General features: G+C 74.6%; 21 protein-coding genes. 9 read left to right on the forward strand and 12 right to left on the reverse strand.

Features of this window, described 5'->3' with window-relative positions; genetic code table 11:
* Positions 1–2 precede the first annotated feature (2 nt).
* On the reverse strand, positions 3–494 hold the full coding sequence (locus tag ABD296_RS35400; protein WP_344277620.1) for a hypothetical protein: 492 nt from the start codon (positions 492–494) through the stop codon (positions 3–5).
* A 232-nt stretch (positions 495–726) separates the two neighbouring features.
* Between ABD296_RS35400 and ABD296_RS35405 the strand changes: the two genes are divergently transcribed.
* Together ABD296_RS35405 and ABD296_RS35410 are read left to right on the forward strand one after the other, a co-directional pair.
* Positions 727–1392: an MBL fold metallo-hydrolase gene (locus tag ABD296_RS35405; protein ID WP_344277622.1), complete on the forward strand. Its 666-nt coding sequence runs from the start codon at positions 727–729 to the stop codon at positions 1390–1392.
* 101 nt (positions 1393–1493) lie between these two features.
* Entirely contained in the window at positions 1494–2132 is a 639-nt protein-coding gene (locus ABD296_RS35410; protein ID WP_407061550.1) for an ATP-binding protein, read from the forward strand.
* A gap of 19 nt (positions 2133–2151) precedes the next feature.
* Here the strand turns inward: ABD296_RS35410 and ABD296_RS35415 are convergent, their stop codons facing one another.
* A complete protein-coding gene (locus ABD296_RS35415) occupies positions 2152–3405 on the reverse strand; it encodes an alpha/beta hydrolase family protein (protein WP_344277628.1) in 1254 nt (417 codons plus the stop codon).
* A gap of 225 nt (positions 3406–3630) precedes the next feature.
* Between ABD296_RS35415 and ABD296_RS35420 the strand changes: the two genes are divergently transcribed.
* From ABD296_RS35420 to ABD296_RS35430, 3 genes are all read left to right on the forward strand, one after another.
* Entirely contained in the window at positions 3631–4716 is a 1086-nt protein-coding gene (locus ABD296_RS35420; RefSeq protein ID WP_344277631.1) for an S-(hydroxymethyl)mycothiol dehydrogenase, read from the forward strand.
* Positions 4716–5345, forward strand: coding sequence for an MBL fold metallo-hydrolase (locus ABD296_RS35425; protein WP_407061551.1), 630 nt, complete (start codon positions 4716–4718; stop codon positions 5343–5345). The genes ABD296_RS35420 and ABD296_RS35425 overlap by 1 nt, the downstream gene beginning before the upstream one ends.
* 239 nt (positions 5346–5584) lie before the next feature.
* Positions 5585–6304, forward strand: a complete 720-nt coding sequence (locus ABD296_RS35430; RefSeq protein WP_344277634.1) for an RlpA-like double-psi beta-barrel domain-containing protein — start codon at positions 5585–5587, stop codon at positions 6302–6304.
* On the opposite strand, the gene ABD296_RS35435 is transcribed toward ABD296_RS35430, so the two are convergent.
* The gene (locus tag ABD296_RS35435; protein ID WP_344277637.1) at positions 6301–7893 is read right to left on the reverse strand and encodes an adenylate/guanylate cyclase domain-containing protein; all 1593 of its coding nucleotides are present in this window, start codon (positions 7891–7893) and stop codon (positions 6301–6303) included. The two genes, ABD296_RS35430 and ABD296_RS35435, sit on opposite strands and share 4 nt — an antisense overlap.
* Before the next feature lie 163 nt (positions 7894–8056).
* On the opposite strand from ABD296_RS35435, the gene ABD296_RS35440 reads away from it, so the two are divergent.
* Together ABD296_RS35440 and ABD296_RS35445 are read left to right on the forward strand one after the other, a co-directional pair.
* The gene (locus ABD296_RS35440) at positions 8057–8395 is read left to right on the forward strand and encodes an SPW repeat protein (RefSeq protein ID WP_344277640.1); all 339 of its coding nucleotides are present in this window, start codon (positions 8057–8059) and stop codon (positions 8393–8395) included.
* On the forward strand, positions 8350–9039 hold the full coding sequence (locus ABD296_RS35445; RefSeq protein WP_344277643.1) for a TetR/AcrR family transcriptional regulator: 690 nt from the start codon (positions 8350–8352) through the stop codon (positions 9037–9039). The genes ABD296_RS35440 and ABD296_RS35445 overlap by 46 nt, the downstream gene beginning before the upstream one ends.
* On the opposite strand, the gene ABD296_RS35450 is transcribed toward ABD296_RS35445, so the two are convergent.
* The gene (locus tag ABD296_RS35450) at positions 9040–9534 is read right to left on the reverse strand and encodes a winged helix-turn-helix transcriptional regulator (protein ID WP_344277646.1); all 495 of its coding nucleotides are present in this window, start codon (positions 9532–9534) and stop codon (positions 9040–9042) included. It lies immediately after the preceding gene.
* Between the two features lie 97 nt (positions 9535–9631).
* On the opposite strand from ABD296_RS35450, the gene ABD296_RS35455 reads away from it, so the two are divergent.
* Entirely contained in the window at positions 9632–11014 is a 1383-nt protein-coding gene (locus ABD296_RS35455) for an MFS transporter (protein WP_344277649.1), read from the forward strand.
* On the opposite strand, the gene ABD296_RS35460 is transcribed toward ABD296_RS35455, so the two are convergent.
* The 3 genes from ABD296_RS35460 to ABD296_RS35470 are packed head-to-tail and all read right to left on the reverse strand — an operon-like array spanning position 11011 to position 13779.
* Positions 11011–12408 carry a vWA domain-containing protein gene (locus ABD296_RS35460; RefSeq protein WP_344277651.1) on the reverse strand — a complete coding sequence of 466 codons (1398 nt, stop codon included), beginning with the start codon at positions 12406–12408 and terminating at the stop codon, positions 11011–11013. The genes ABD296_RS35455 and ABD296_RS35460 overlap by 4 nt on opposite strands.
* Positions 12409–12412: 4 nt before the next feature.
* Positions 12413–13321, reverse strand: coding sequence for an AAA family ATPase (locus ABD296_RS35465; protein WP_344277653.1), 909 nt, complete (start codon positions 13319–13321; stop codon positions 12413–12415).
* Complete coding sequence (locus ABD296_RS35470) at positions 13318–13779, reverse strand: hypothetical protein (RefSeq protein ID WP_344277655.1); 462 nt, start codon at positions 13777–13779, stop codon at positions 13318–13320. The genes ABD296_RS35465 and ABD296_RS35470 overlap by 4 nt, the downstream gene beginning before the upstream one ends.
* Before the next feature lie 140 nt (positions 13780–13919).
* Here ABD296_RS35470 and ABD296_RS35475 point away from each other — a divergent pair, with 140 nt between their 5' ends.
* Positions 13920–14267, forward strand: a complete 348-nt coding sequence (locus ABD296_RS35475; RefSeq protein ID WP_344277657.1) for a hypothetical protein — start codon at positions 13920–13922, stop codon at positions 14265–14267.
* A 58-nt stretch (positions 14268–14325) separates the two neighbouring features.
* Here ABD296_RS35475 and ABD296_RS35480 read toward each other — a convergent pair whose 3' ends face one another.
* The 5 genes from ABD296_RS35480 to ABD296_RS35500 all read right to left on the reverse strand — a co-directional run.
* The gene (locus ABD296_RS35480; RefSeq protein WP_344277659.1) at positions 14326–16521 is read right to left on the reverse strand and encodes an acyl-CoA dehydrogenase; all 2196 of its coding nucleotides are present in this window, start codon (positions 16519–16521) and stop codon (positions 14326–14328) included.
* 80 nt (positions 16522–16601) lie between these two features.
* Positions 16602–17618 (reverse strand): TerC family protein, encoded by a 1017-nt coding sequence (locus ABD296_RS35485; RefSeq protein WP_344277661.1) that lies wholly within the window; start codon positions 17616–17618, stop codon positions 16602–16604.
* Positions 17619–17854: 236 nt separating this feature from the next.
* Positions 17855–19030 (reverse strand): glycosyltransferase family 4 protein, encoded by a 1176-nt coding sequence (locus ABD296_RS35490; RefSeq protein ID WP_344277668.1) that lies wholly within the window; start codon positions 19028–19030, stop codon positions 17855–17857.
* Between the two features lie 144 nt (positions 19031–19174).
* Positions 19175–20809 (reverse strand): murein biosynthesis integral membrane protein MurJ, encoded by a 1635-nt coding sequence (gene murJ / locus ABD296_RS35495; RefSeq protein ID WP_344277663.1) that lies wholly within the window; start codon positions 20807–20809, stop codon positions 19175–19177.
* A 55-nt stretch (positions 20810–20864) separates the two neighbouring features.
* Positions 20865–21629, reverse strand: a 765-nt coding sequence (locus ABD296_RS35500; protein ID WP_344277664.1) for a hypothetical protein, incomplete at its 5' end; no start/stop codon positions are given.

The raw sequence follows: 21629 nt of genomic DNA on the forward strand, positions 1-21629 counted from the left end.
GCTCACCCGCCCGTCACCGCCGTCGCCAGCCACCAGAACAGGAACAGCACGCCGGTCGCCGCCGACCAGGCGACCGCGAGCCAGGACAGCTCGCCGCCGCGGTGCGCCGCCGCCAGCAGCCGCCGCAGCTCGGTGTCGCGGACCCGCGCGTCGAGGGCGGCGGCCGCGCCGAACGGCGTCCACGGCACGCCCGGGTCGACCGGCGCGCCGGTGCGGCCGCGCACCTCGCCGAGCACCGACAGCAGCGTCCGCCGGGACCGCACCGCGTACCCGGCCGAGACCGCGAACGAGCCGGCCAGCACCGGCAGCAGCGCCAGCGCGACGACGCCGGGGAGCCCGGACGCCAGCCGGCTCACGGTCCCGACCAGCACCAGCGCGAGGAACACGGCGGCGATCGCGGAGTCGCGGCCGCAGAGCCGGACCAGCGCGCAGGCGTGGCCGAGCAGCTCCTCCGGCCGTTCCCGGTCCGGTCCGGGACGGAATGCGGTGATCAACGCGGCACCGTCCTCACGGGTCGTTACCGATCTTCCAATGACCATGGTGGGACGGCAAGGCGGAAACGTCCGCCGCCGGGTGCACGGTACGGCTGAGTCCCGTGACTCATTCGGCCCGGTCGCCCGCGGCGGCGGGCGATGGTGGAGGATGGTCCCCACGCACCACCACGGGGCGCACCACTGACGGGGGCGCACCACCGACGGCGCGTACTGCCGATGGGAGGACTCGCCCATGACCTACACGGGGAACGTCGAGGCCGGCGGCCGGCCCGACGTCCGGGAGCTACCGGGCCTGACGGTCACCAAGGTGGCGGTCGGGCCGTACGACAACAACGCCTACATCCTGCGCTGCACCGCGACCGGCGAGCAGCTGCTCGTCGACGCGGCCAACGAGGGGCCGCGGCTGCTGGAGCTGATCGGCGACGGGCCGCTCGCGCGGATCGTCACCACGCACCGCCACCAGGACCACTGGATGGCGCTGACCGAGGTCGCCCGGGCCACCGGCGCGCCGGTCGTCGCGCACCCGCACGACGCCGAGCCGCTGCCCGAGCCGGTCGCCGAGCCCGTCGAGCACGGCGCCACCGTCCGCGTCGGACGCGCGACGCTCGAGGTCATCCACCTGCGCGGCCACACGCCCGGCTCGATCGCGCTGCTGTACGACGCCGGCGGCGAGCTGGCCGACCGCCCGCACCTGTTCACCGGCGACAGCCTGTTCCCGGGCGGCGTCGGCAACACCTGGGGCGACCCGACGCTGTTCAAGCAGCTGTTCGCGGACGTGGAGGAGCGGGTCTTCGGCCGGCTCCCGGACGCCACCTGGTTCTACCCGGGCCACGGCAAGGACACCACGCTCGGCCGGGAGCGCCCGTCGCTGCCGGAATGGCGCTCGCGGGGCTGGTGACCGGGCCCGCCTGACGGCCCGCCCGCCCGTACGCCCGATCGTCCGCCCGATCGTCCGCCGCGCCGCCCGGTGCTCCGGCCCGCCGGAACCAGTGGTGCGGAGTGTTCGTTTTGACGACCACATCCGCACCGACTCGGGGCCGAGACCAGGAGCGCATCATCGACGACACCGAACCGGGACCCGCCCTGCGCTACCCGCCGGGGTCGCTGGTCCTGCTCGCCGGACTCCCGGGGGCGGGCAAGAGCACGCTGCTGAACCGGCTGTACGGGCTGAGCGGCGAGGAGACCGCGCCGGTGCCCGTCGGCGACGTCCGGATCATCGACTCGCGGCAGTCGCGCAACTGGTGGGCGCGCTTCCTGCGCCCGCTGCCGGTGCGGCTGCGCACCCCGCTCGTCCACGTCACCCACGTGTGGCGGATCGGACGCGCGATCCTGGCGGGCCACGGGGTCGTGGCCCACACGCGCGGGACGTGGCCGCACATCCTGCACTGCTTCGCCTGGCTGGCGCGCCGCCGGGGCGGGCGGCTGCACCTGATCCTCATCGACGTGGACCCGGCCACCGCCCGCGCCGGGCAGTTCGCGCGCGGCCGGGCCGTCACCGGCGTCACGTTCGCCCGGCACTGCCGCCGCTGGGTGCCGCTCATCGAACGCGCCCGCGGCGGCGCCCTCCCGCCGGCCGACGGGGTCACGGTGCTGGACCGGGAGGCCGCCGACAAGCTCGCCACGATCCGGTTCGGTTAGCGCGCCCGGCCGGCGCCGATCAGCTCAGGCCCGCGAACCATCGGGCGACCAGAGCCGTGCCCGCCACGTTGGACCCGAGGTGCCGGGAACCGCCGTAGACCCGGTCGCCGACGTCGATGACCGGGGCATCGACGCCGCGCGTACGGAACGCGGCGGCGCAGTGGTCGGTGTTCGCGGTCACCGCCTGGTCATCGTTGGTGATCTTGTAGAGCCGGAGCGGGACGCGCGGCGTCCAGGCCGTGCAGACCTCCCCGTCCACGCGCAGGGCCTCGGCGAACGTGCCGGACGGGTGGCGCAGCACCGCGAACCCGCGCGGTGTGAGCAGTTCCTTCAGGGTGTCGGGCAGGCCCTTCAGCATGACCTCGCCGGGTGTGGTGCCGTCGAAGTACTTCTCGACATGGCTCGCGTACGGTTCCCGGAACAGCTCGGACGGCTTGTCGTAGATGCCGCCGTGGATGCGGTTCCACGAGGTGAGCAGGTACGAGACGTAGGCGACGGACATCTTCGGGTCGACTCCACCTTTCAGCAGGGCGGGCAGTTCCGCGCCGCGGAAGTCGTACCCGCCGCTGATCGGGGCGACCGCGCGAAGGCGGAAATGCGGGTCGGCGCCCTCCTGCAGGGCTCGGGCGAGCCCGAGCGCGGACGAGGCCCCCTGAGAGAACCCGGTGACGAGCACCTGACCGTCCAACGCCCGGTGCTCGCGCAGGGCGAACTGCCGGGCGGCGCGGAGCATGTCCAGCGACGCGGACGTCTCGGTCGGAACGTCCTTCCACGGGTGCACGCCCGGCCCCTCGCCGAGGCCGAGGTAGTCGGGCGCCGCGGCGGCGAATCCGGCGGAACCGTAGGTGACGGCCGGGCCGGGGCCCCACACGTCCTGCGCCGTCGAGGGTGCGTCGGCCTTGTAGCTGGTGGTGCCGTGCGTGTAGGAGACCGTGCGGAGCTGACGGGCGCCGTTGCGCGGCAGCACGAACAGGCCGCTGGCGACCGTCGCCCGGCCGCGCGCGTCGACCGTCCGGTAGACGAGCCGGTACGAGTCGACGCCGTAGCGGACGGAGGAGGCGTCGAAGCCCTCGGTCGCCAGCCAGGCGCGCACCTCGGCGGCGGACTTGGCGCCCAGGTGGCGCACCGAGACCAGCTGCCCGCGGGCGGCGTGCTCGTGCGCCGCCGCCGGGCGGTCCTTCGTCCCCCCGCCGGCCAGGGCGGGGGCGGCGCCGGCGGCGATGATCGCGGCACCGGCGGCTCCGGCCGCGGCGATCTTCAGACGGCGTGTCATGGCGGTCCTCTTTCGGGTCGGTGGCGAACGTCCCCCAGCCTCCGGCGGGCGCACCCGGGCGGGCATCGCGCCGGATGGTGATCTTGAATCCGGTACCTCAGGGGGCGGCGGCCTCCCCCGCGAGGGGGCGCCCCGGATCTTCCGGACGGCAGAAGCCATGGGAGGAGGCCGTGGCCGCGGTCTATAGGGTCGGATCAAGGACGGAACACGACGAGAGGCGGCAGCATGGCGCAGCAGGTACGCGGGGTCGTCGCACCCGGGCGGGGCGAGCCGGTGCGGATCGAGACGATCATCGTTCCCGATCCGGGTCCGGGTGAGGCGGTCGTGCAGGTGCAGGCGTGCGGGGTGTGCCACACCGACCTGCACTACCGCGAGGGCGGGATCAACGACGAGTTCCCGTTCCTGCTCGGTCACGAGGCCGCGGGCGTGGTGGAGTCGGTCGGCGAGGGCGTCACCGAGGTGGAGCCGGGCGACTTCGTGGTGCTGAACTGGCGCGCGGTGTGCGGGCAGTGCCGGGCGTGCCTGCGCGGCCGTCCCTGGTACTGCTTCAACACCCACAACGCCGCCCAGAAGATGACCCTCGAAGACGGCACGGAGCTGTCGCCGGCGCTGGGCATCGGCGCGTTCGCCGACAAGACCCTGGTCGCCGCCGGCCAGTGCACCAAGGTCGACTCCGCCGCCAAGCCGGAAGTCGCCGGTCTGCTGGGCTGCGGCGTGATGGCCGGCCTGGGCGCGGCGATCAACACCGGGAATGTCGGACGCGGCGACTCGGTCGCGGTCATCGGCTGCGGCGGCGTGGGCGCCGCGGCGGTGCTGGGCGCCCGGCTGGCCGGCGCCGCGAAGATCATCGCGATCGACCTGGACGAGCGCAAGCTCGCCACCGCTTCCTCGCTCGGCGCGACCCACACCGTCCACGCCAAGGGCACCGACGTGGTCGAGGCCGTGCAGGAGCTGACCGGCGGGTTCGGCGCCGACGTGGTGATCGACGCGGTCGGCCGCCCGGAGACCTACAAGCAGGCCTTCTACGCCCGCGACTTGGCCGGCACAGTTGTCCTTGTCGGCGTCCCGACGCCGGAGATGACCCTGGAGCTTCCGCTGCTGGACGTCTTCGGACGCGGCGGGTCGCTCAAGTCGTCCTGGTACGGCGACTGCCTGCCCTCCCGCGACTTCCCCATGCTCATCGACCTGTACCTGCAAGGCCGCCTCGACCTGGACACCTTCGTATCCGAGACCATCGAACTGGACGGCGTCGAAGCCGCGTTCGACAAGATGCACCACGGCGACGTGCTGCGCTCGGTGGTGGTCCTCTGATGTCGGCCCGGATCGACCACATCGTCACCTCCGGGACGTTCTCCCTGGACGGCGGGACGTGGGAGGTCGACAACAACGTCTGGATCGTCGGCGACGACGCCGAGGCGATCGTCATCGACGCCGCGCACGACGCCGACGCGATCGCGGCGGCCGTCGGCGACCGGCGGCTGGTGGCGATCGTGTCCACGCACGGCCACGACGACCACATCGACGCCGCCCCCGCCCTCTCCGCCCGCACCGGCGCGCCCGTCCTGCTGCACCCGGACGACCTGATGCTGTGGAAGCAGAGGCACCCGGACAAGGGCCCGGACGGCGAGCTGTCGGACGGCCAGGTCATCACGGTCGCGGGCACCCGCCTGACCGTCCTGCACACGCCGGGCCACAGCCCCGGCGCCGTCTGCCTGCACGCGCCGGACCTCGGCACCGTCTTCTCCGGCGACACGCTGTTCAACGGCGGCCCGGGCGCGACCGGCCGGTCGTTCTCCGACTTCCCGACGATCATCGCCTCGATCCGCGAGCGGCTGCTGACGCTCCCGCCGGACACGGTCGTCCGCACCGGCCACGGCGACTCCACCTCCATCGGGGCCGAGGCCCCGCACCTCGACGAATGGATCGCCCGAGGCCACTGACCCGGCCCACGACCAAGGCGGCGCCCCGCACGACGGGGACGCCGCCTTGTTCTTTTCCGCCCCGCATGCGTCAGCCCGATCGCCGGACGGCTCAGCAACAGGGTGGTGGCCGCGGCGGGCGTCCTGCTCCTGGCCGGATTCTTGCTGCCGGACCGCCTGGCGGCCGGCTCCGAGGTAGGGTCCCCCGTGGCGGACGAACCGGAGCGCACCGGCGCGGACCGGACCTGAGGAGGGCGCCGATGCGGCCGAGGGCATCGCTCGCCGCCGCACTGGCGCTGTGCGGTGCCGTGGCCGGCTGCGGCCGGGCCGCCGGAAGCTCGGCGGGCGCGCTGGACGTCCCGCCGCCGACGGCGACCGCCGTGTCCGCTCCGGCCGCCTCCCCGGAGGCCGGCAAGGTTCGGCCGCTCGGCAGACCCGGTGCTTGGCGGATCACCACGTACTACACGGCGGTCGAGAGCCTGCACGGCGGCAAGCGGAAGGCGGTCGAGGGCTGCCCGCAGCTGCACTGCTCGCATGGAAAGACCCCGCTCGGCTCCTATCCGGAGGAATTCCTCGCGATCATTCAGGAAGAGGGCAGCGGGCGCATCACCTCCGGACCGCAGCGCGGCCGGTACCTGAACTGGTCGCACAGCGTCGGGTACTGGCTGGACGGCACGACCCGCGATTCGGCGGGCCACCCGCTGCGGCCCTGGACGTCCGCCGCGGCCGACCGGTCGGTGCTGGCGCGCGGGCAACGGTTCGCGATCGTCGACTGCGGCAGGGACGGCAACGGCCACCGCATCGAGGTGAAGGTGTGCGCGGCGTTCCGGAAGGCGCGCTGGACCGTCACCGACCTGTTCCGTCCCGGCTTCGGCGGCCAGAACCACGCCGACGTCTACATCGGCGAGGAGACCGGGACGGGGTTCGCCGGTTCGCCGTTCTACACGACGTTGAGCGGCGCCACGCTAGGGCCGTCCTAGCCGGGCTCGCCGTCGAGGTGGCGCGGCGCGGCGAGCCGGGTCGTCCGGGTGCGGCCCCGCAGGGTGATCTCCTCGCCGAGCTCCCACTGCGCCGCCTCCTCGGGGTCCGCCATGGCGACCAGGGAGCCGGACGCGAGGACGCGCTCCTCGGTGCTCTTGGCGAGGTCGGTCAGCCGGGCCGCCTCGTTCACCGGGTCGCCGATCACGGTGTACTCGAACCGCTCCTCGGCGCCGATGTGCCCGGCGACGGCCTCGCCCGCGGACACCCCGACGCCCGCGCTCAGCTCCGGCACCTCGTCGCGCAGCCGCCGCGCCAGCGCGTACGCGGCGGCCCGGGCGCGGCCGGGCGCGCCGTCCAGCGCGAGCGGGGCGCCGAAGACGGCGAGCGCGGCGTCCCCCTCGAACTTGTTGATCCAGCCGCCGTGCGCGCCGACCACCTTCACCACCACGGCGAAGAACTCGTTCAGCAGCCGGACGACCTCGGCGGGCGGCCGGTCGGCGGCCAGCCGGGTGGAGCCGACGATGTCCACGAAGATCACCGCGACCTCGCGGGTCTCGCCGCCGAGGTCGATGCCGCGCTCCAGCGCGACGCGCGCGACGTCCTCGCCGACCTGCCGGCCGAACAGGTCCTGCAGCCGGGCGTGCTCGCGCAGCCCGGCCGCCATGTGGTTGAAGCCGGCCTGCAGCAGCCCGACCTCGCTGGCGTCGTAGACGGGGACCTCGACGTCCAGGTCGCCGCGCTCGACCCGGGCCAGCCCGAGCCGCACCGACTCGACCGGGTCGGCGATCGCGCGGGCCGCGCCGTAGGTGACGGCGAGGCCGATGACCAGCGCGGTGCCGCCGAGCGCGAGGACCGCCAGCGCGAAGTCCCGCACGGTGATCTTCGCGATCACGAACGAGCCGACCGCCAGCGTGATCAGGCCGAGGATCGGCACCGCCGTGCCGAACCCCCAGGCCAGCACCGAGCGGGCCACCACGCCGGGCAGGCCGGTGCGGCGCGGCACCTGGCTGCGCAGCGCGGTCGTCACCGCCCGCCGCAGCAGCCGCTCGGTCAGCAGGTAGACGATGGTGCAGGTGGTCAGGCCGCCGAGCAGGCTGGTGAGGCCGAGCTTGACGGCCAGCAGCACGGAGAACGGGGCGTTGATCACCACCCAGCCGACGGTGCCGATCCCCCACAGCGTCAGGTGCAGCGCCATCAGCCGCAGCGGCCCGTACAGCAGCAGCGACCGCTCGTGCCGGTCCGGCTCGTCGTGCCGCTCGACCAGCCGCCGGACGCGCCGGAAGAACCGCTCGCCGAGGACGAGCCCGGCGGGCACCGCCGCGACGACGTAGGCGGTGAACACCGCGACGTTGATGACCCGCAGCCGGTCGGAGACGTCCCCGACCGGGTCGGGCACCACGACCGCGAACGCCAGCACGACCAGCGCGCCGCCGAGGTTGGCGAGGCCGGTGGCGATCGTGACGAGGATCCTGGCGCGGCGTGCGATGACGGCGCGCGAGTCCTCCGGCCGGCCGTCGATCAGCCGCCACAGGGGGCCGAGCAGGGCACGCCTGGCCCGCGGTGCCGGGCCCGCCACATCGGTCTCCATGAGCGTGCAGGGTATCCGCTGCGGATGACCTCACTCTCCGTCCCGTCCGCGTTACCTCGCGGAGGCCCTGCTCACTCCGGTACGGAAGATTGACCGGCCGGTCAATCAGGGAATCAACGAAACGGACGAAGAGGTCCAAAGGTGATCGGCGGAGGTGCGACGGATGGACAGGTTCGCATGGCAGGACGGGGTGGCCTTCGTGGCCGGCCTCGTCGTCCTGGTGGCCCCCGAACTGTGGGGCGACAACGCGGGCGAGCAGCCGCTCATGGTGCTCGGCGCGCTGCTGATGACGGCCGGGCTGTGGGCGCTGCTCGGCGGCCCCGGCACGCCGTCGTGGGCGGCGACCGCGTTCGCTCTGCTGATCTTCGTGGCGCCGTGGGCGTTCGGCTTCACCGGCGCGCACGCCTCCGCGTGGACGGCATGGATCGCCGGCGGTGTCGCGGCTATCGTCGGCCTGTGGGGAGCCACGCAGGCGCACGGCGGCAGGCCCGCCGCGGCCTGATCGAAGATCCCGCGACGGCCTCGGGCGCACCGGCGCCCCGGGGCCGCACGGGCCTGCGGGGGGCGGTGCCGATGGGCGGGCGGCGGACCGGCGCGGCGGCGGACTCGCGCACGCGCATCCTGGACGCGGCGGAGGCGCTGTTCGCCGACCGCGGCTACGAGGCCAGTTCCACGGCGCGCATCGCGGGCCGGGCCCAGGTGCCCAAGGGGCTGGTCTTCCACTACTTCCCGCAGAAGATCGACGTGCTGGTCGCGCTGGTCGACGAGCGCACCTTCGTGGAGGACCCGCCGGACGAGCCCCTGGAGGCCGTCCCCGGCGACCCGGCCGGCACCCTGTCGCGGCTGGCCCGGCGGCTGCCGCTGCACGCCTCCCCCGCGATGCGCCGCATCCTGTTCCGCGAGGCCGACACGCACCGCTCCGTCCGCGACCGGCTCGGCCACCTCAACCGCGTGGTGTTCCTGCATGCCCGCCGCGCCCTGGAGGTCGCGCTGCCCGGCGCCCGCGGCGACCAGGCCCGCCTGGAGGCCGCCGCCGCCACCTTCGCCGCCGTGCTGATCTACCAGGAGAACCTCGCCGGCCTCACCGGCCAGCACCTCGACCCGGACGCGGTCGCCGACCTCATCGCCCGCGCCCTGGGCGGGTAGTCACGGCCTGATCGGCTCCAGGAGCCGGTGGGGGGTGCGGAGCAGGCGGCTGACGGGGTCGTCGCGGTGGCGGGCGCCGGGGCCGGCGTGGATCTCCACGTCCTCCAGCGGGATCCGGCGGTCGCAGGCGGCGCAGGCGCCGTCGGTGCCGACGCGGCCGCCGCAGCCCGCGTGCACGAACAGCCGGCACGGCTCGGCCGACAGGTGCTCCTCGCCCCAGCGGGCCAGCGTGTGCACGACGGGCCACAGTTCCTTGCCCATGTCCGTCAGCACGTAGTCGTGGCCGTCCTTGGCGAGGACGCCGGACTCGACGAGCGACTGGAGGCGCGCGGACAGCACCGCGCGCGGGACGTCCAGGTGGGCGAGGAAGTCGCTGAACCGGCGGACGCCGTAGAAGGCGTCCCGGACGATCAGCAGCGTCCACCGCTCGCCGACGACCTCGAGCGCGCGGGCCAGCGAGCAGTCCTGGGCCGCGTAGTCCTTGCCGAGTGCCATGGCCCCACAGTACCGCCCCGCCGGTTCATTGAACGAACCTCACGTGCTATCGTCTCCCCATTCGAGTTCATTGACTGAACTTCAGGGGGAAGGCCGCATGACGACTCTGGCGACACCGCGCACGGGGCGGCTCCCGGCGGGCTCCGCCGCCGCGCTGGCGCTGCCGGCCGCCGCGACGCTGCTGGCACTGATGAACTACACCGCGCCGATGGCGACGCTCACCGAGACGGCGCGCGGCCTGGAGGCGGGCGCGACGGCGCGGATCTGGCTGATGTCGTCGATCAGCCTGGGGCTGGCGGCGGCGCTGCTGGTGACCGGAAGCCTGGCCGACGACCACGGCCGCCGGAGGGTGTTCGCCGCCGGCGCGGCCGTCCTCACCGCGTCCAGCACCGCCTGCGCCGTCGCGCCGACGACCGGGGTCTTCGTCGCGGGCCGGATCGTGCAGGGCGCGGCGAGCGCCGCGCTGCTGGCCACGGGGCTCGGCATCATCGCGGCGGCGTTCCCGCCGGGTCCGCGCCGCGCCCACGCCACCGGCGTGTGGGGCGCGATGCTCGGCCTCGGCATCGCCCTCGGGCCGATCGCGTCGGCCGAGCTGACCTCGGTGGCCGGCTGGCGGGCGTGGTACTGGGTCGCGGCCGTCGCGTCGGCCGTGCTCGGTGCGGTCGCCGTGCGGGCGCTCGGCGAGTCCCGGGCGGACCGTCCGCGCGGCCTGGACGTGCCCGGGCTGGTCACCATGAGCCTGGGCGTGGCGGCGCTGGTCGCTGCGATCACATGGGGGCGCGCCGGCTGGACGCGTCCGGGCGTGCTGATGCTGTTCGGTGCGGCGGCCGTGCTGCTGGCCGCGTTCACCGCGGTCGAGGCGCGGCGCCGCGAGCCGATGCTCGACCTCGCGCTGTTCCGGCGCCCCGCGTTCCTGCTGTCGATCTCCGGGGCGCTGGTCACCGGCCTCGCCGTGATCGGCGTCATGAGCTACCTGGCGACGGTGATGACGCTGGTGCTCGGGCTGTCGCCGGTGGCGTCGGCGCTGGTGCTCGCGATCTGGTCGGGGCTGTCGTTCGCGGCGGCGCTGCAGGCGCGGCGGCTCCCGGCCCGCCTTCCGGCCGGTCGGCTGCTCGGCGCCGGGCTCGCGCTCAGCGCCGTCGGCGAGTTCGCGATGCTCGGGCTCGCGCCGGACGCACACTGGTGGCGGCTCGTCCCCGGCCTCGCCGTCTCGGGGATCGGCAGCGGGCTGGCGAACGCGATGCTCGCGCGGCTGGCCGTGGAGAGCGTGCCCGCCGACCGGGCGAGCATGGGCTCGGGCGCCAACAACACCGCCCGCTACATCGGCGCGTCCATCGGGGTGGCGGTCGTCGGCGCGATCGCCACGGGCTCCGGCCAGGGCCCGTCCGCCCTCGCCCACGGCACCGACATCGCGATGCTCGCCTCCGCCGTCGTCGCCCTCGCCGGCGCCGCCCTGGCCCTCGCCATCCGCGAGCGTTAGGCGAGTTCCTCGATGAAGGCGGCGAGCTGGGTCAGGTTGCGGCACTCGAACATCGGGACGAGGTCGCCGTAGCGGGACGCGGCGGAGTCGCCGGTGTCCCACAGGCGGCGCGGCTCGGGGTTCAGCCAGTAGGCGTGCCGCGTCCGGTCGACCATGGACCGCAGGATCGGCAGCGACAGCTCGCCGTAGTTGGAGCGGGCGTCGCCGAGGACCAGCAAGGACGTCTTGGGCGTGATGGCGTCGCTGTACCTGTCGTCGAAGACCTTGATCGCGTGGCCGTAGTTGGAGCGGCCGGTGATCCAGACGAGGTCCGCCTCGGCGGCCATGCGCGTCATCGCGTCGGTGACGTCCGCGCCGGGCGCGAAGTACTTGGTGATCTCGTCGGTGGCGTCGATGAACGCGAACGCGCGGACCTTGCTGAACTGCTCGCGCAGCGCGAACGTCAGCAGCAGCGTGAAGTGCGCGAACGCCGACACCGAGTCGCTGGCGTCGCACAGCACGACCAGCTCCGGCTTGTGCGGGCGGCGCGGCCGGTAGTGGGTCGTCAGCGGCACTCCCCCGCTGGCCAGCGACGCCCGGACCGTCCGGCGGAAGTCGAGCCGGCCGCGCTTGCCGTGCCGCTGCTTCTGGACGAGCTTGGACGCGAGCTTGCGCGCCAGCGGGTACACCTCGCGGCGCAGCGCGGCGAGGTCGGCGCGGTTCGCGCTGGAGAAGTCGAGGCGCTCCAGCGGCGGCCGGACGGCGAGGCGCGCGGTCCGCTGGACGCCGGTGTCCTCGGCGATGCGGCGGCGCACCTCGCTCGCGACGAGGTCCTCGAACCGGGCGATCCGGTCGCGGAACGTGCGGCGGGCGACGCGCTCGGCCATCCCGCCGCGCTCCTGCCCGGTGAGCACGGCGTTGAGCAGCCCGGCCATCAGCGTCTCGGGCGACAGCGCGCGCAGGACGCCGGAGGAGAACCACGACTCCTGGCCCGGAGTGCGGCCGTACTCGGCGACGGCGTTGCGGGCGAACTGCCGCAGCGCCGCGTCGTCGCCGGACAGGAACAGCTCCATCAGCTCCTCGCGCCGCCGCTGCACCTCGGGGTCGAGGGCGGGCGGGACGGGGTTGCCGTCGGCGCCGAGCGTCCGCGCGGGACGGTCCCGCTCGGCCGGGGCCCCGGCGCCGTCCCCGATCGCGGCGGGGAACCACAGGTCGAAGAGCGTGTCGAAGGTCGGGCGGTGCTGCGGCCGCTTCACTACCGTGGCCGCGTACGCGGCGCGCAGCGAGTCGCGGTCCAGCAGGTCGACGACCTGCATCGCGCGGACCGCGTCCAGGCCCTCGGCGACCGACACCGGCAGCCCGGCCTCCCGCAGCGCGGCGACGAACCCGGTGTGCCGGTCGACGAGCGAGGCCATCCGATCAGCCCCTCAGGCCCAGTTCCTTGACGGCGCGCTCCTGGTCGGAGGCGTGCTTGAGGACGACGCCGAGCGTGCGCGCGACGGCCGCCTCGTCCAGCTCGTCGAGGCCGAGCGCGAGCAGGGTGCGGGCCCAGTCGACGGTCTCGGCGATCGACGGCGCCTTCTTGATCTCCAGCGCGCGCAGCGTCCCGACCGTCCGGACGAGCTGCTCGGCCAGCTCCGCCTCGACGCCCGGCACCTGGGCGAGGACGATGTCACGTTCCCGTTCCGGCGCCGGGTAGTCCAGGTGCAGGTAGAGGCAGCGGCGCTTGAGCGCCTCCGACAGCTCCCGCGCCGCGTTCGAGGTGATCAGCACGAAGGGGCGGCGGACGGCGCTGACGGTGCCGAGCTCGGGGATCGTGACCTGGAAGTCCGAGAGGATCTCCAGCAGCATGCCCTCGACCTCGACGTCGGCCTTGTCCGCCTCGTCGATCAGCAGGACGGTCGGGGTGCTCCGCCGGATCGCCGCCAGCAGCGGCCGCTCCAGCAGGAACTCCTCGGAGAAGATGTCGTCGTGGGTCTCCTGCCAGGCCCGGTCCGCCGGGGCGGCCTGGATGGCGAGGAGCTGCTTCTTGTAGTTGAACTCGTAGAGCGCGCGGGCCTCGTCCAGGCCCTCGTAGCACTGCAGCCGGATCAGTTCGGCGCCGGTGGCGGCGGCGACGGCCTTGGCCAGCTCCGTCTTGCCGACCCCGGCCGGTCCCTCGACGAGCAGCGGCTTGCCGAGCGCCTGGGCGAGGAACACCGTCGTGGCGATCGCCTCGTCGGCGAGGTAGCGGGCCTCGCCCAGCCTGCGCTCGACGTCGGCGGGCGAGGCGAACGCGCCGTCCCCCGCGCTCTCCGGGTTCCCGGCGTTCTCGATGGTCTCGGTCATCCCTTGCCCTTGTGTCCGGCGGTCTTGCCCTTCTGCGCGGCCGCCTTGGCGTACTTCTGGCTCGTCCCGGCGAAGACGATCTTGGTGTTCTTCTCGGTCAGGGACACGCCCCAGTAGGAGGCGGTCTTCGGGTCGCCGCCCTGCCAGGAGAACCGGTACGTCCCGCCGCCCTCGGGGATCGCCGTCCCGCTCCACAGCTTCTGCCCGTTCTTCACCCACACACCGGTGCCGTCCGCCTTGAACTGGAAGTAGTCCTCGGCCGGGCCGACCCAGCGGCCGACGAGCGGCTTCACGTCCGCGGTCTTGATCGCGGGGATCGGCTCCAGCGGCGCGGACGCGCTCGGGGCGGCGCTCGCCCCCGCGTCGTCCGCCTTCGTCCCGGCCCCGCACCCGGCGAGGACGAGCGCGGCGGCGCCGACGACGGCCGCCAGGACGGTCGAGCGGGCCCGCACGGTCACAGGAACCTCCGACGATTCTCGGACGAAACCGGCAGTTTACCGGCGCACGCGGCTCCGCCCCCGCTCATCCCTGCGGGGTACGCACCGGTTGGCACCGAAGGGTGAGGCGGCACGCGCCCCGGCACGCCTATAACCGAGACATGACGACCCGACGACTGCCTCGCGAGGACCTGACCGCGGCCCTGGCGGCCCGCCGCGAGCTGGGCCCCGACTACGACGCGGCCTTCATCGAGACGGTCGTGGACCGCATCGAGGAGGTCCTCGACACGAGCGCCGCCGCGTCCCCGGCCCCGCGGCGCCGCCCCAGAGCGCCCCGCGCGAGCGGGGCCGGCGACTACAGCCTGCTGCTGGCGGTGCTGTCGCTGCTGGCCGCCATCCCGCTCAGCGCGATCGCGGTCGTGAACGCCGGCGGCCTCGGGCTGTCGCTCGCGTGGGCGGGGATCGTCATGATCAACGTCGCCTACGGCCTGCGCTCGCGCCGGCCGTGACCGTCCCGCCGGGTGCGGGCGGACGGCCGGATGGCCGCCCGCCCTCCTCAGCACGTCCTCACTTGCCGGGCTCGGGGTCGCGGGGCAGGCCGAGCAGCCGCTCGCCGATGATGTTCAGCTGCACCTCGGTGGTGCCGCCGTAGATCGTCATCGCGCGGCTGAACAGCATGGCCCGGGCGATGATCCCGCTCTCGGCCATCGGCGTCTCGGTCGCGGCCGCCTCGCCCTGCGCCGCCCAGCAGTAGTCGGCGACGTCCTGGTTGAACTGCACGCCGAGCAGCTTGCGGACGCTGGCCTCGGCGCCCGGCTCCACGCCGTTCAGCTGCTTGAGCGTGGTGCGCAGCCCCAGCAGGTCGATCGACTGGCCCTGCGCGACGAGCTTGCCGACCTCGGCGGCGGTGACCGCGTCCAGTGTCCGGCTCTTGAAGAAGTTCAGCAGCTCGGGCACGCCCATGCCGAGGCCGCCGCCGGTCGACAGCGACACCCGCTCGTTGGAGAGGGTGTTGCGGGCCACCTGCCAGCCCTTGTCGACCTCGCCGACCACGCAGTCGTCCGGGACGAACACCCCGTCGAGGAACACCTCGTTGAACAGCGCGTCACCGGTCAGCTCCCGCAGCGGCCGCACGTCCACGCCCGGCGCCTTCATGTCGACCAGGAAGTAGGTGATGCCGTCGTGCTTGGGGGCGTCCGGGTCGGTGCGGGCGATGCAGAAGCCCCACTGCGCGTGCTGGGCGACCGACGTCCAGATCTTCTGCCCGGTCAGCTTCCAGCCGCCCTCGACGCGCTCGGCCTTCATCGACAGCGACGCCAGGTCCGAACCGGCGCCCGGCTCGGAGAACAGCTGGCACCACACCATCTGCCCGCGCAGCGTCGGCCGCAGGAACCGCTCCTTCTGCTCCTCGGACCCGTAGCGGACCAGGGACGGAACCAGCCAGGCGCCGATCACCAGGTTCGGCGCCTTCACCTTGGCGGCGCGCAGCTCCTGCTGGATGATGATCTGCTCGACCGGACCGGCGCCGCGTCCCCAGGGCTTGGGGAAGTGCGGCACGGTCCAGCCCTCGTCGCCCATCTTCGCCTTGAGGGCGTCCTTGTCCTCCACGGCGGCCAGCTCGGCGACCTCCGCGCGGATCCGCTCGCGCAGCGGCTGGGCGCTCTCGTCCAGCTCCAGCTCCACCTCGCGGCGGCCGCCGTCCAGCGCGAGCGCCGCGACCTTGGCGGCCCAGTCCTTGGCGGGGCCGAGCAGCGCCCGCAGGGTCAGCGCGCGGCGCAGGTAGATGTGCGCGTCGTGCTCCCAGGTGAACCCGATGCCGCCGAGCATCTGGATCGCGTCGCGGGCGGTCTGCACGCCCGCGTCCCCCGCGATCACCGCGGCGACGGCGGCGGCGAACCCGGCCTCTTCGGTGCCCTCGTCCAGCGCCCGCGCGGCGTCCCACGCGGCGGCGCGGGCCTGCTCCAGCGCGATCAGCGCCCGGGCGGCCTTGTGCTTGACGCCCTGGAACTGCCCGATCGGACGGCCGAACTGCTCGCGCACCTTCGCGTATTCGGCGGCCGTGTCGACCAGCCAGCCCGCCAGCCCGGCCGCCTCGGCGCCGAACAGCGTCGCCGCCAGATCGCGGACACGGCCGGTGGTGAGGCCGTCCAGCACCCGGTCGGCCGCCACGGTCACGCCGTCGGCCTCGACCGCGGCGACCCGGCGGACCCGGTCCAGGCTCGCCACCGCGGTGACCTTCAGGTCGGCGGCGTCGACCGCGACCCACTGCTCCTCGTCCCCGGCCGTGACCGGCAGGACGACCACGTCGGCGAGCAGCGCGCCCAGCACCGTCGCCGCCGAGCCGGAAACCGTGAGCGCGTCGCCGTCGCGGGTGCCGGTCAGGCCCCCGGACAGGGCGACCGCGCCGGTCTTCGACCCGTCGGCCAGGCCCGGCAGCAGCTCGGCGCGCAGCTTGGCGTTGCTGGACGCGTCGATCACCGCGCTCGCCAGCACCGTCGGCAGGAACGGGCCGGGCGCCGCGGCCCGGCCCAGTTCCTCCAGCACCACCGACAGCTCCAGCAGGCCGTAGCCCTGCCCGCCGTGCTCCTCGTCCAGATGCAGGCCCAGCAGCCCCTGCTCGGCCAGGGCCGGCCAGAACCCGGGCCTGCTCTCCTCGTCCGCGTCCAGCGCGGCGCGGACGGCCGTCGCCGGGATGTTGCGCTCGGCGAAGCCGCGCACCGAATCGGCGAGCGCCTCGTGCTCCTCGGTCAGCCCGATGGCCATGTGTCGAACCCTCTCTCACACCGCTTGTCGACAGTGATTCTAGAACAGGATTCGGGTCATGTGGGGCAGTGATTCCGCTCTCACCGTCCGGAGGACTCCCGGGCCTGCGGATCCTCGCCCGCGACCGCCCCCGCCGGCTCGTCCCGGGCGGCGTCGTCCTTGGGGCGCGCTCCGACCGTGAGGCTGGCGACGGTGGTGGCCGCCAGCGTGCCGGCGATCACGGCCAGCGACAGCCAGATCGGCACGTCCGGCGCCCAGGCGACACCGTACTCGTGCATCGCGTGCAGGATCAGCTTGACCCCGATGAAGCCGAGGATGAACGCCAGCCCGTGCCCGAGGTACACCAGCCGGTCGGTCAGCCCGCCCAGCAGGAAGTACAGCTGGACGAGGCCCATCAGCGCGAACGCGTTGGCGGTGAACACCAGGTACGGCTCGGTGGTCAGGCCGAAGATCGCCGGGATGGAGTCCAGCGCGAACAGCACGTCGGTGGAGCCGATCGCGATCATCACGATCATCAGCGGGGTGACCATGCGGCGGCCGCCGCGCCGGGTGAGGAACCGGTTGCCGTCGTACTCGTCGGACGTCGGGATGACGCGCTTGGCCCAGCGCAGGACCGCGTTCTCCTTGAACTCGTCCTCGTCGCCGCCGCGCACCAGCCCGTAGGCCGTCCACAGCAGGAACGCGCCGAAGATGAAGAAGACCCAGGTGAAGGTGGAGATGGCGGCGGCGCCGACCGCGATGAACGCGCCGCGCAGCACCAGCGCGATGACGATGCCCGCCATCAGCACGGTGTGCTGGGCGTGCCGGGGGACGGCGAACCGCGTCAGGATCACCATGAACACGAAGAGGTTGTCGACGCTGAGGCTCTTCTCGGTGACGAACCCGCCGAAGTACTGCGCGGCGTGCTGCCCGCCGGAGAAGACCCAGACGCCGAGCCCGAACAGGACGGCGAGGCCGATGTAGACGGCCGACCAGAAGGCGGCCCTGCGGGTGGTGAACTCCCGCGTGTCGTTGCGGTGGATGACGAGCAGGTCGGCTGCGATGACGGCGAGAATCCCGGCGAGCGTCAGGATCCATACCCAGGGTGCGACGGACAACGTGAAACCTCCGGCGGACAGAGTCGAGCGCCGGAGGTCTCTCCCGCCCTCCGATGCGAGGGCCACGGGCACCGGGCCGGTGCGGACCGGCCGTGCTGACGACACCCGTGCGCGGGGATACTCCCCTCCACTTGTCCTGTTGAACGCGGGGGCATGGCCCCTGGTTCCCGGTTCCGGGAGATTCCTCGATCTTCCCGCGAACCGGACCGCCGGACCCGGCATCTAAGGCGCCGCGGTCAGCTCCCGGTCGCGGTCAGCTCCCGGTAGAGGGCCGCGAGCTGGTCGACGGCGTCGTCCTCGCGGGGCAGCCGCGCGGCGCGCTGCGCGGCCGCCGCGCCGAGCCGCACCGCGAGCGCCGGGTCGTCCAGGATCCGGCCGACGGCGCGGGAGAGCGCGTCGGCGTCGCCGGACGGGACCAGCAGCGCCGCCTCGCTCTCCGGCCCCTGCAGCAGCGCCCCGCCCCCCGCCGGGCGGCCCCCGGCGCCGACCATGCCGGGGATCCCGCCGACGCGGGCGGCGACCAGCGGGCGCCCGGCCCGCAGGATCTCCTGCACGATCAGCGGCTGCCCCTCCCACACGCTCGGCACCACCGCGACGTCGGCGGCGGCCAGCAGCGCGGGCACGTCGGAGCGCCGGCCCAGCAGCCGGACGGGCAGGTCCTCGGCCTCGATCCGGGCGCGCAGCTCCTCCTCCAGCGGGCCGTCCCCGGCGATCGCGACCAGCGGCGGCGGGGTCCGGCCGGTCCAGCCGCGCGCCGCGTCCAGCAGCGTCGGCAGGCCCTTCTGCTCGGCGAGCCGGGCGACGGTGAGGATCATCGGCCGCTCCCCCACGCCCAGCTCCGCCCGCAGGTCGGCGAGGACGGCCGGGCCCGGCTGCACGCGCGGCGCGGGCGCCGGGACGAGCGCGTGCCCCACCGACCGGGCGCCGAGCGACCGCATCCGCTCCTCCAGGTCCGGCGAGACGCCCAGGACCTGCGCCGCGCCGCGCGCGACCACCCGTTCCAGCGCCCCGTAGATCGCGGCGGTCCGGCCGCCGGCGATCACCGCGTTGTGCAGGGTGACGACCAGCGGCGGCCCGCCGCGGGAGAACCGCAGCGGGCCGGGCGCGACCCGCGCGCAGGCGGCGACGGCGAGGGCGCCCGCGCGCAACCCGTGCGCGTGCACGACGTCGGCGCCGCGCAGCAGCTTCCGCAGCCGGGCGACGGCCCGCGCGTCGCTCACCGGGCGAGGCCGGTCGGCCAGGTCCACTTCCTCGAAGCGGACGCCGGCCGCGCCGAACCCGAACAGCTCCTCGGTGGCGGCGGGCCCGCAGACCAGCACCCGGGCGCCCCGTCCCGCCAGGCCCGCGGCGAGGGACCGGACGTGCCGTCCGACGCCGCCCGCGCTGGTGCCGAGGACGAGCGCGACGCGCACCCCGTCCAGGCGGGGGCCGGCGGACGCCGGCGGCCCGCCGGTGGCGGCGGGCTTCTCGGATCTGCTCGTCTCTTCAGGCACGGCGGGCGACCTTCCGGGTGAGGACGGCCCGCAGGTCCCGGCCGTCGACGACGAACGCGATGATCAGGAACACGGCGGCGGCGACCAGCGCGGCGAGCGCCCCCGTGCCGATGTTGCGGAGCTGCCCGGACAGGCCGGGGACGCCGACGCCGAGGACCGCGGCCGTCCCGTAGCCGGCGCCTGCGCGGCCAGCACGCGCCCGAGCCCGCGCACCGCGCCGTCGCCCCGGGCGCGCAGCAGCGTGCCGACCAGCAGCGCCCCCGCCACGGTCATGCCGGCGGCGTTGCCCGCGCCGAGGCCCGCCACCACCCACTTCGGATCGAGGACCCACAGAACGAGCACGACGTCGGCCACCGCCACCACGACCCAGCCCGCGACGACCGCGATCGCGCCCATCCGGCCGCGGTGGCAGGCGTACAGGACGCGGCCGAGGTGCGCGACCAGCCCGTACCCGAGCAGGCCGGGCGCGAAGGCGAGCACCGCGCGCGCCAGCACGTCCTGCTGGTCGGGATGGCCGGGGTTGAACACCACCGACACCGGCACCGCGACCGCCGCCAGCACGGCGGCCCCGGCGCACGACACCAGGATCACCGCGCGGGTGGTGGCGGCGGTCACCTGGTCGAACCGGGCGTGCTCCCCGGCGCTCATCCGCGCCGACAGCGTCGGGAACGCGCTGGTGGCGATCGGCACCGCCAGGATCGCCCAGGGCAGCAGGTAGATCGCCCAGGCGTACTGGTAGTTGGCGAGCGCGCCGCGGGTGCCGCGCGAGCTGAGCCGGACGATCAGCAGCGTCGACAGCTGCTGCGCCGCGACGGTCGCGATCCCGGCCAGCGCCAGCCGCCGCACGCGCCGCGCCACCCCGTCCGGGAACCGCAATGTGGGACGCAATCGCAGGCGCAGCCGCCACGCGGCGACCCCGGCGGTCGCGGCCATCGCGACGCCGCCGAGCGCCGTACCGACCGACAGCGTCAGCTCGGCGGTCTGCGGCAGCCCGGTCAGGTCGTTCTCGAACCCCTTGCCGAGCGGCGCGTAGGCGACGTACGCGCCGATCACCACCAGGCTGGACACCAGCGGCGCCAGCGCGGGCGCCACGAACCGGCGGTGCGACTGCAGCAGCCCGTACAGCACGACGGCCGCCCCGTACATCACCATCTGCACCGACTGGATCGCCAGCATGTCCCCGCCGACGCGGACGACGTCGTCGCGCGAGCACCCCTGCAGGTGATCGGACACCGCCAGGTCCATGAGCGGATGGGACAGCCCCGCCATCAACGCCGCGAGCGGCAGCATCAGCAGCACGACCCAGGTCAGCAGCGCCGACCCGATCCGGCGGACCTCCGCGCGGTCGCCACGCTCGGCGGGCCCGGCCAGCACCGGGACGACCATGCTGGCGAGCGCGCCGCCCGCCACGATCTCGTAGATGCTGCTCGGCAGCTGCGTCGCGCTGAAGTACGCCTGGCTCAGGCAGGACGTGGTGACCGTCTGGGAGAAGGAGTACGTCCGGCCGAAGCCGGCGAGCCGCGCCAGCACCGTGATGACCCCGATGACGACGGCCGCGCCGGCGAGCCCGCCGGTCAGCCGGCGCAGCGCCGACGCGCGGGACGGCGGCGTCACGGCGCCGCCCTCGCGGTCGTCGCGGCGGCCGCCGCCGGCCGGCGGGCCGCTCGGCGGGGTGCGGGGCGGGGTGTTGGCGGGCATCGGCGAGGGGCACGTGTCCAGAGGCTGCCGGGTCGGCCGGGGGGCCGGCGCGATCCTAGGCGGGGTCCGCCGGGACGCCGTCGCCGGCCGGGCCGGATTGCGAGGGGACCTGCGGCCGGAACGCGTCCTCCATGTCCGGCTTGCCGGCGGTGGCGGGCGCCGGGACGGCGACGGGGCGGCGGCCCAGCATGTCGATCCGGTTCAGCACCGGGTTGCCGGCGATGACCTTGGTGAAGCTGACGAACTCGCTGGCCGCGTTCAGCGCGACGAGCCCGGACAGCACGGCCAGCCGGGAGCGCCGGCCGAGCCGCGTCGCGGCCAGGCCGAGCAGCGCGCCGAGCGCGTTGGAGCCGGTGTCGCCGAGCATCGCCCGCTCGGCGAGGTCCTCGGGCAGCAATGCGACGGCGGCGCCGAACGGCGCGGCCACCACGGCGGACGAGGGACGGGCCAGCGCCAGCGGCGTCCCGGTGATGACGCCGACCTTGATGGCCCGCCCGGGCCGCAGGTCGAACAGGTTCATCAGGTTGGCGCTCCCCGCCACGATCGCGCCGTTCACGACGGTGTCGAACGCGCGGCCGCGCCGCGTCGGGGCGGGCGAGCCGGCGGGCGCGGCGGCGGCCAGGCCGGTCGCGCCGATGCCGAGGATCTTCACCGCGCCGCTGGTGACCTCGCCGCGGGCGAGCGCCCCGAGATGCCCCTTGAAGCCGCGGGAGGACGCCGAGCCCGCCAGGTCGTCGTAGCCGCCGAGGATCCCGAACGCGGCGCCGGCCAGCAGCGCGACGGCACGGGTTCGGCCGGCGGCGCCGGGGGCCAGCAGCCC

The organism is Actinomadura napierensis, assembly GCF_039529375.1.
GTDB classification, from domain to species: domain Bacteria; phylum Actinomycetota; class Actinomycetes; order Streptosporangiales; family Streptosporangiaceae; genus Spirillospora; species Spirillospora napierensis.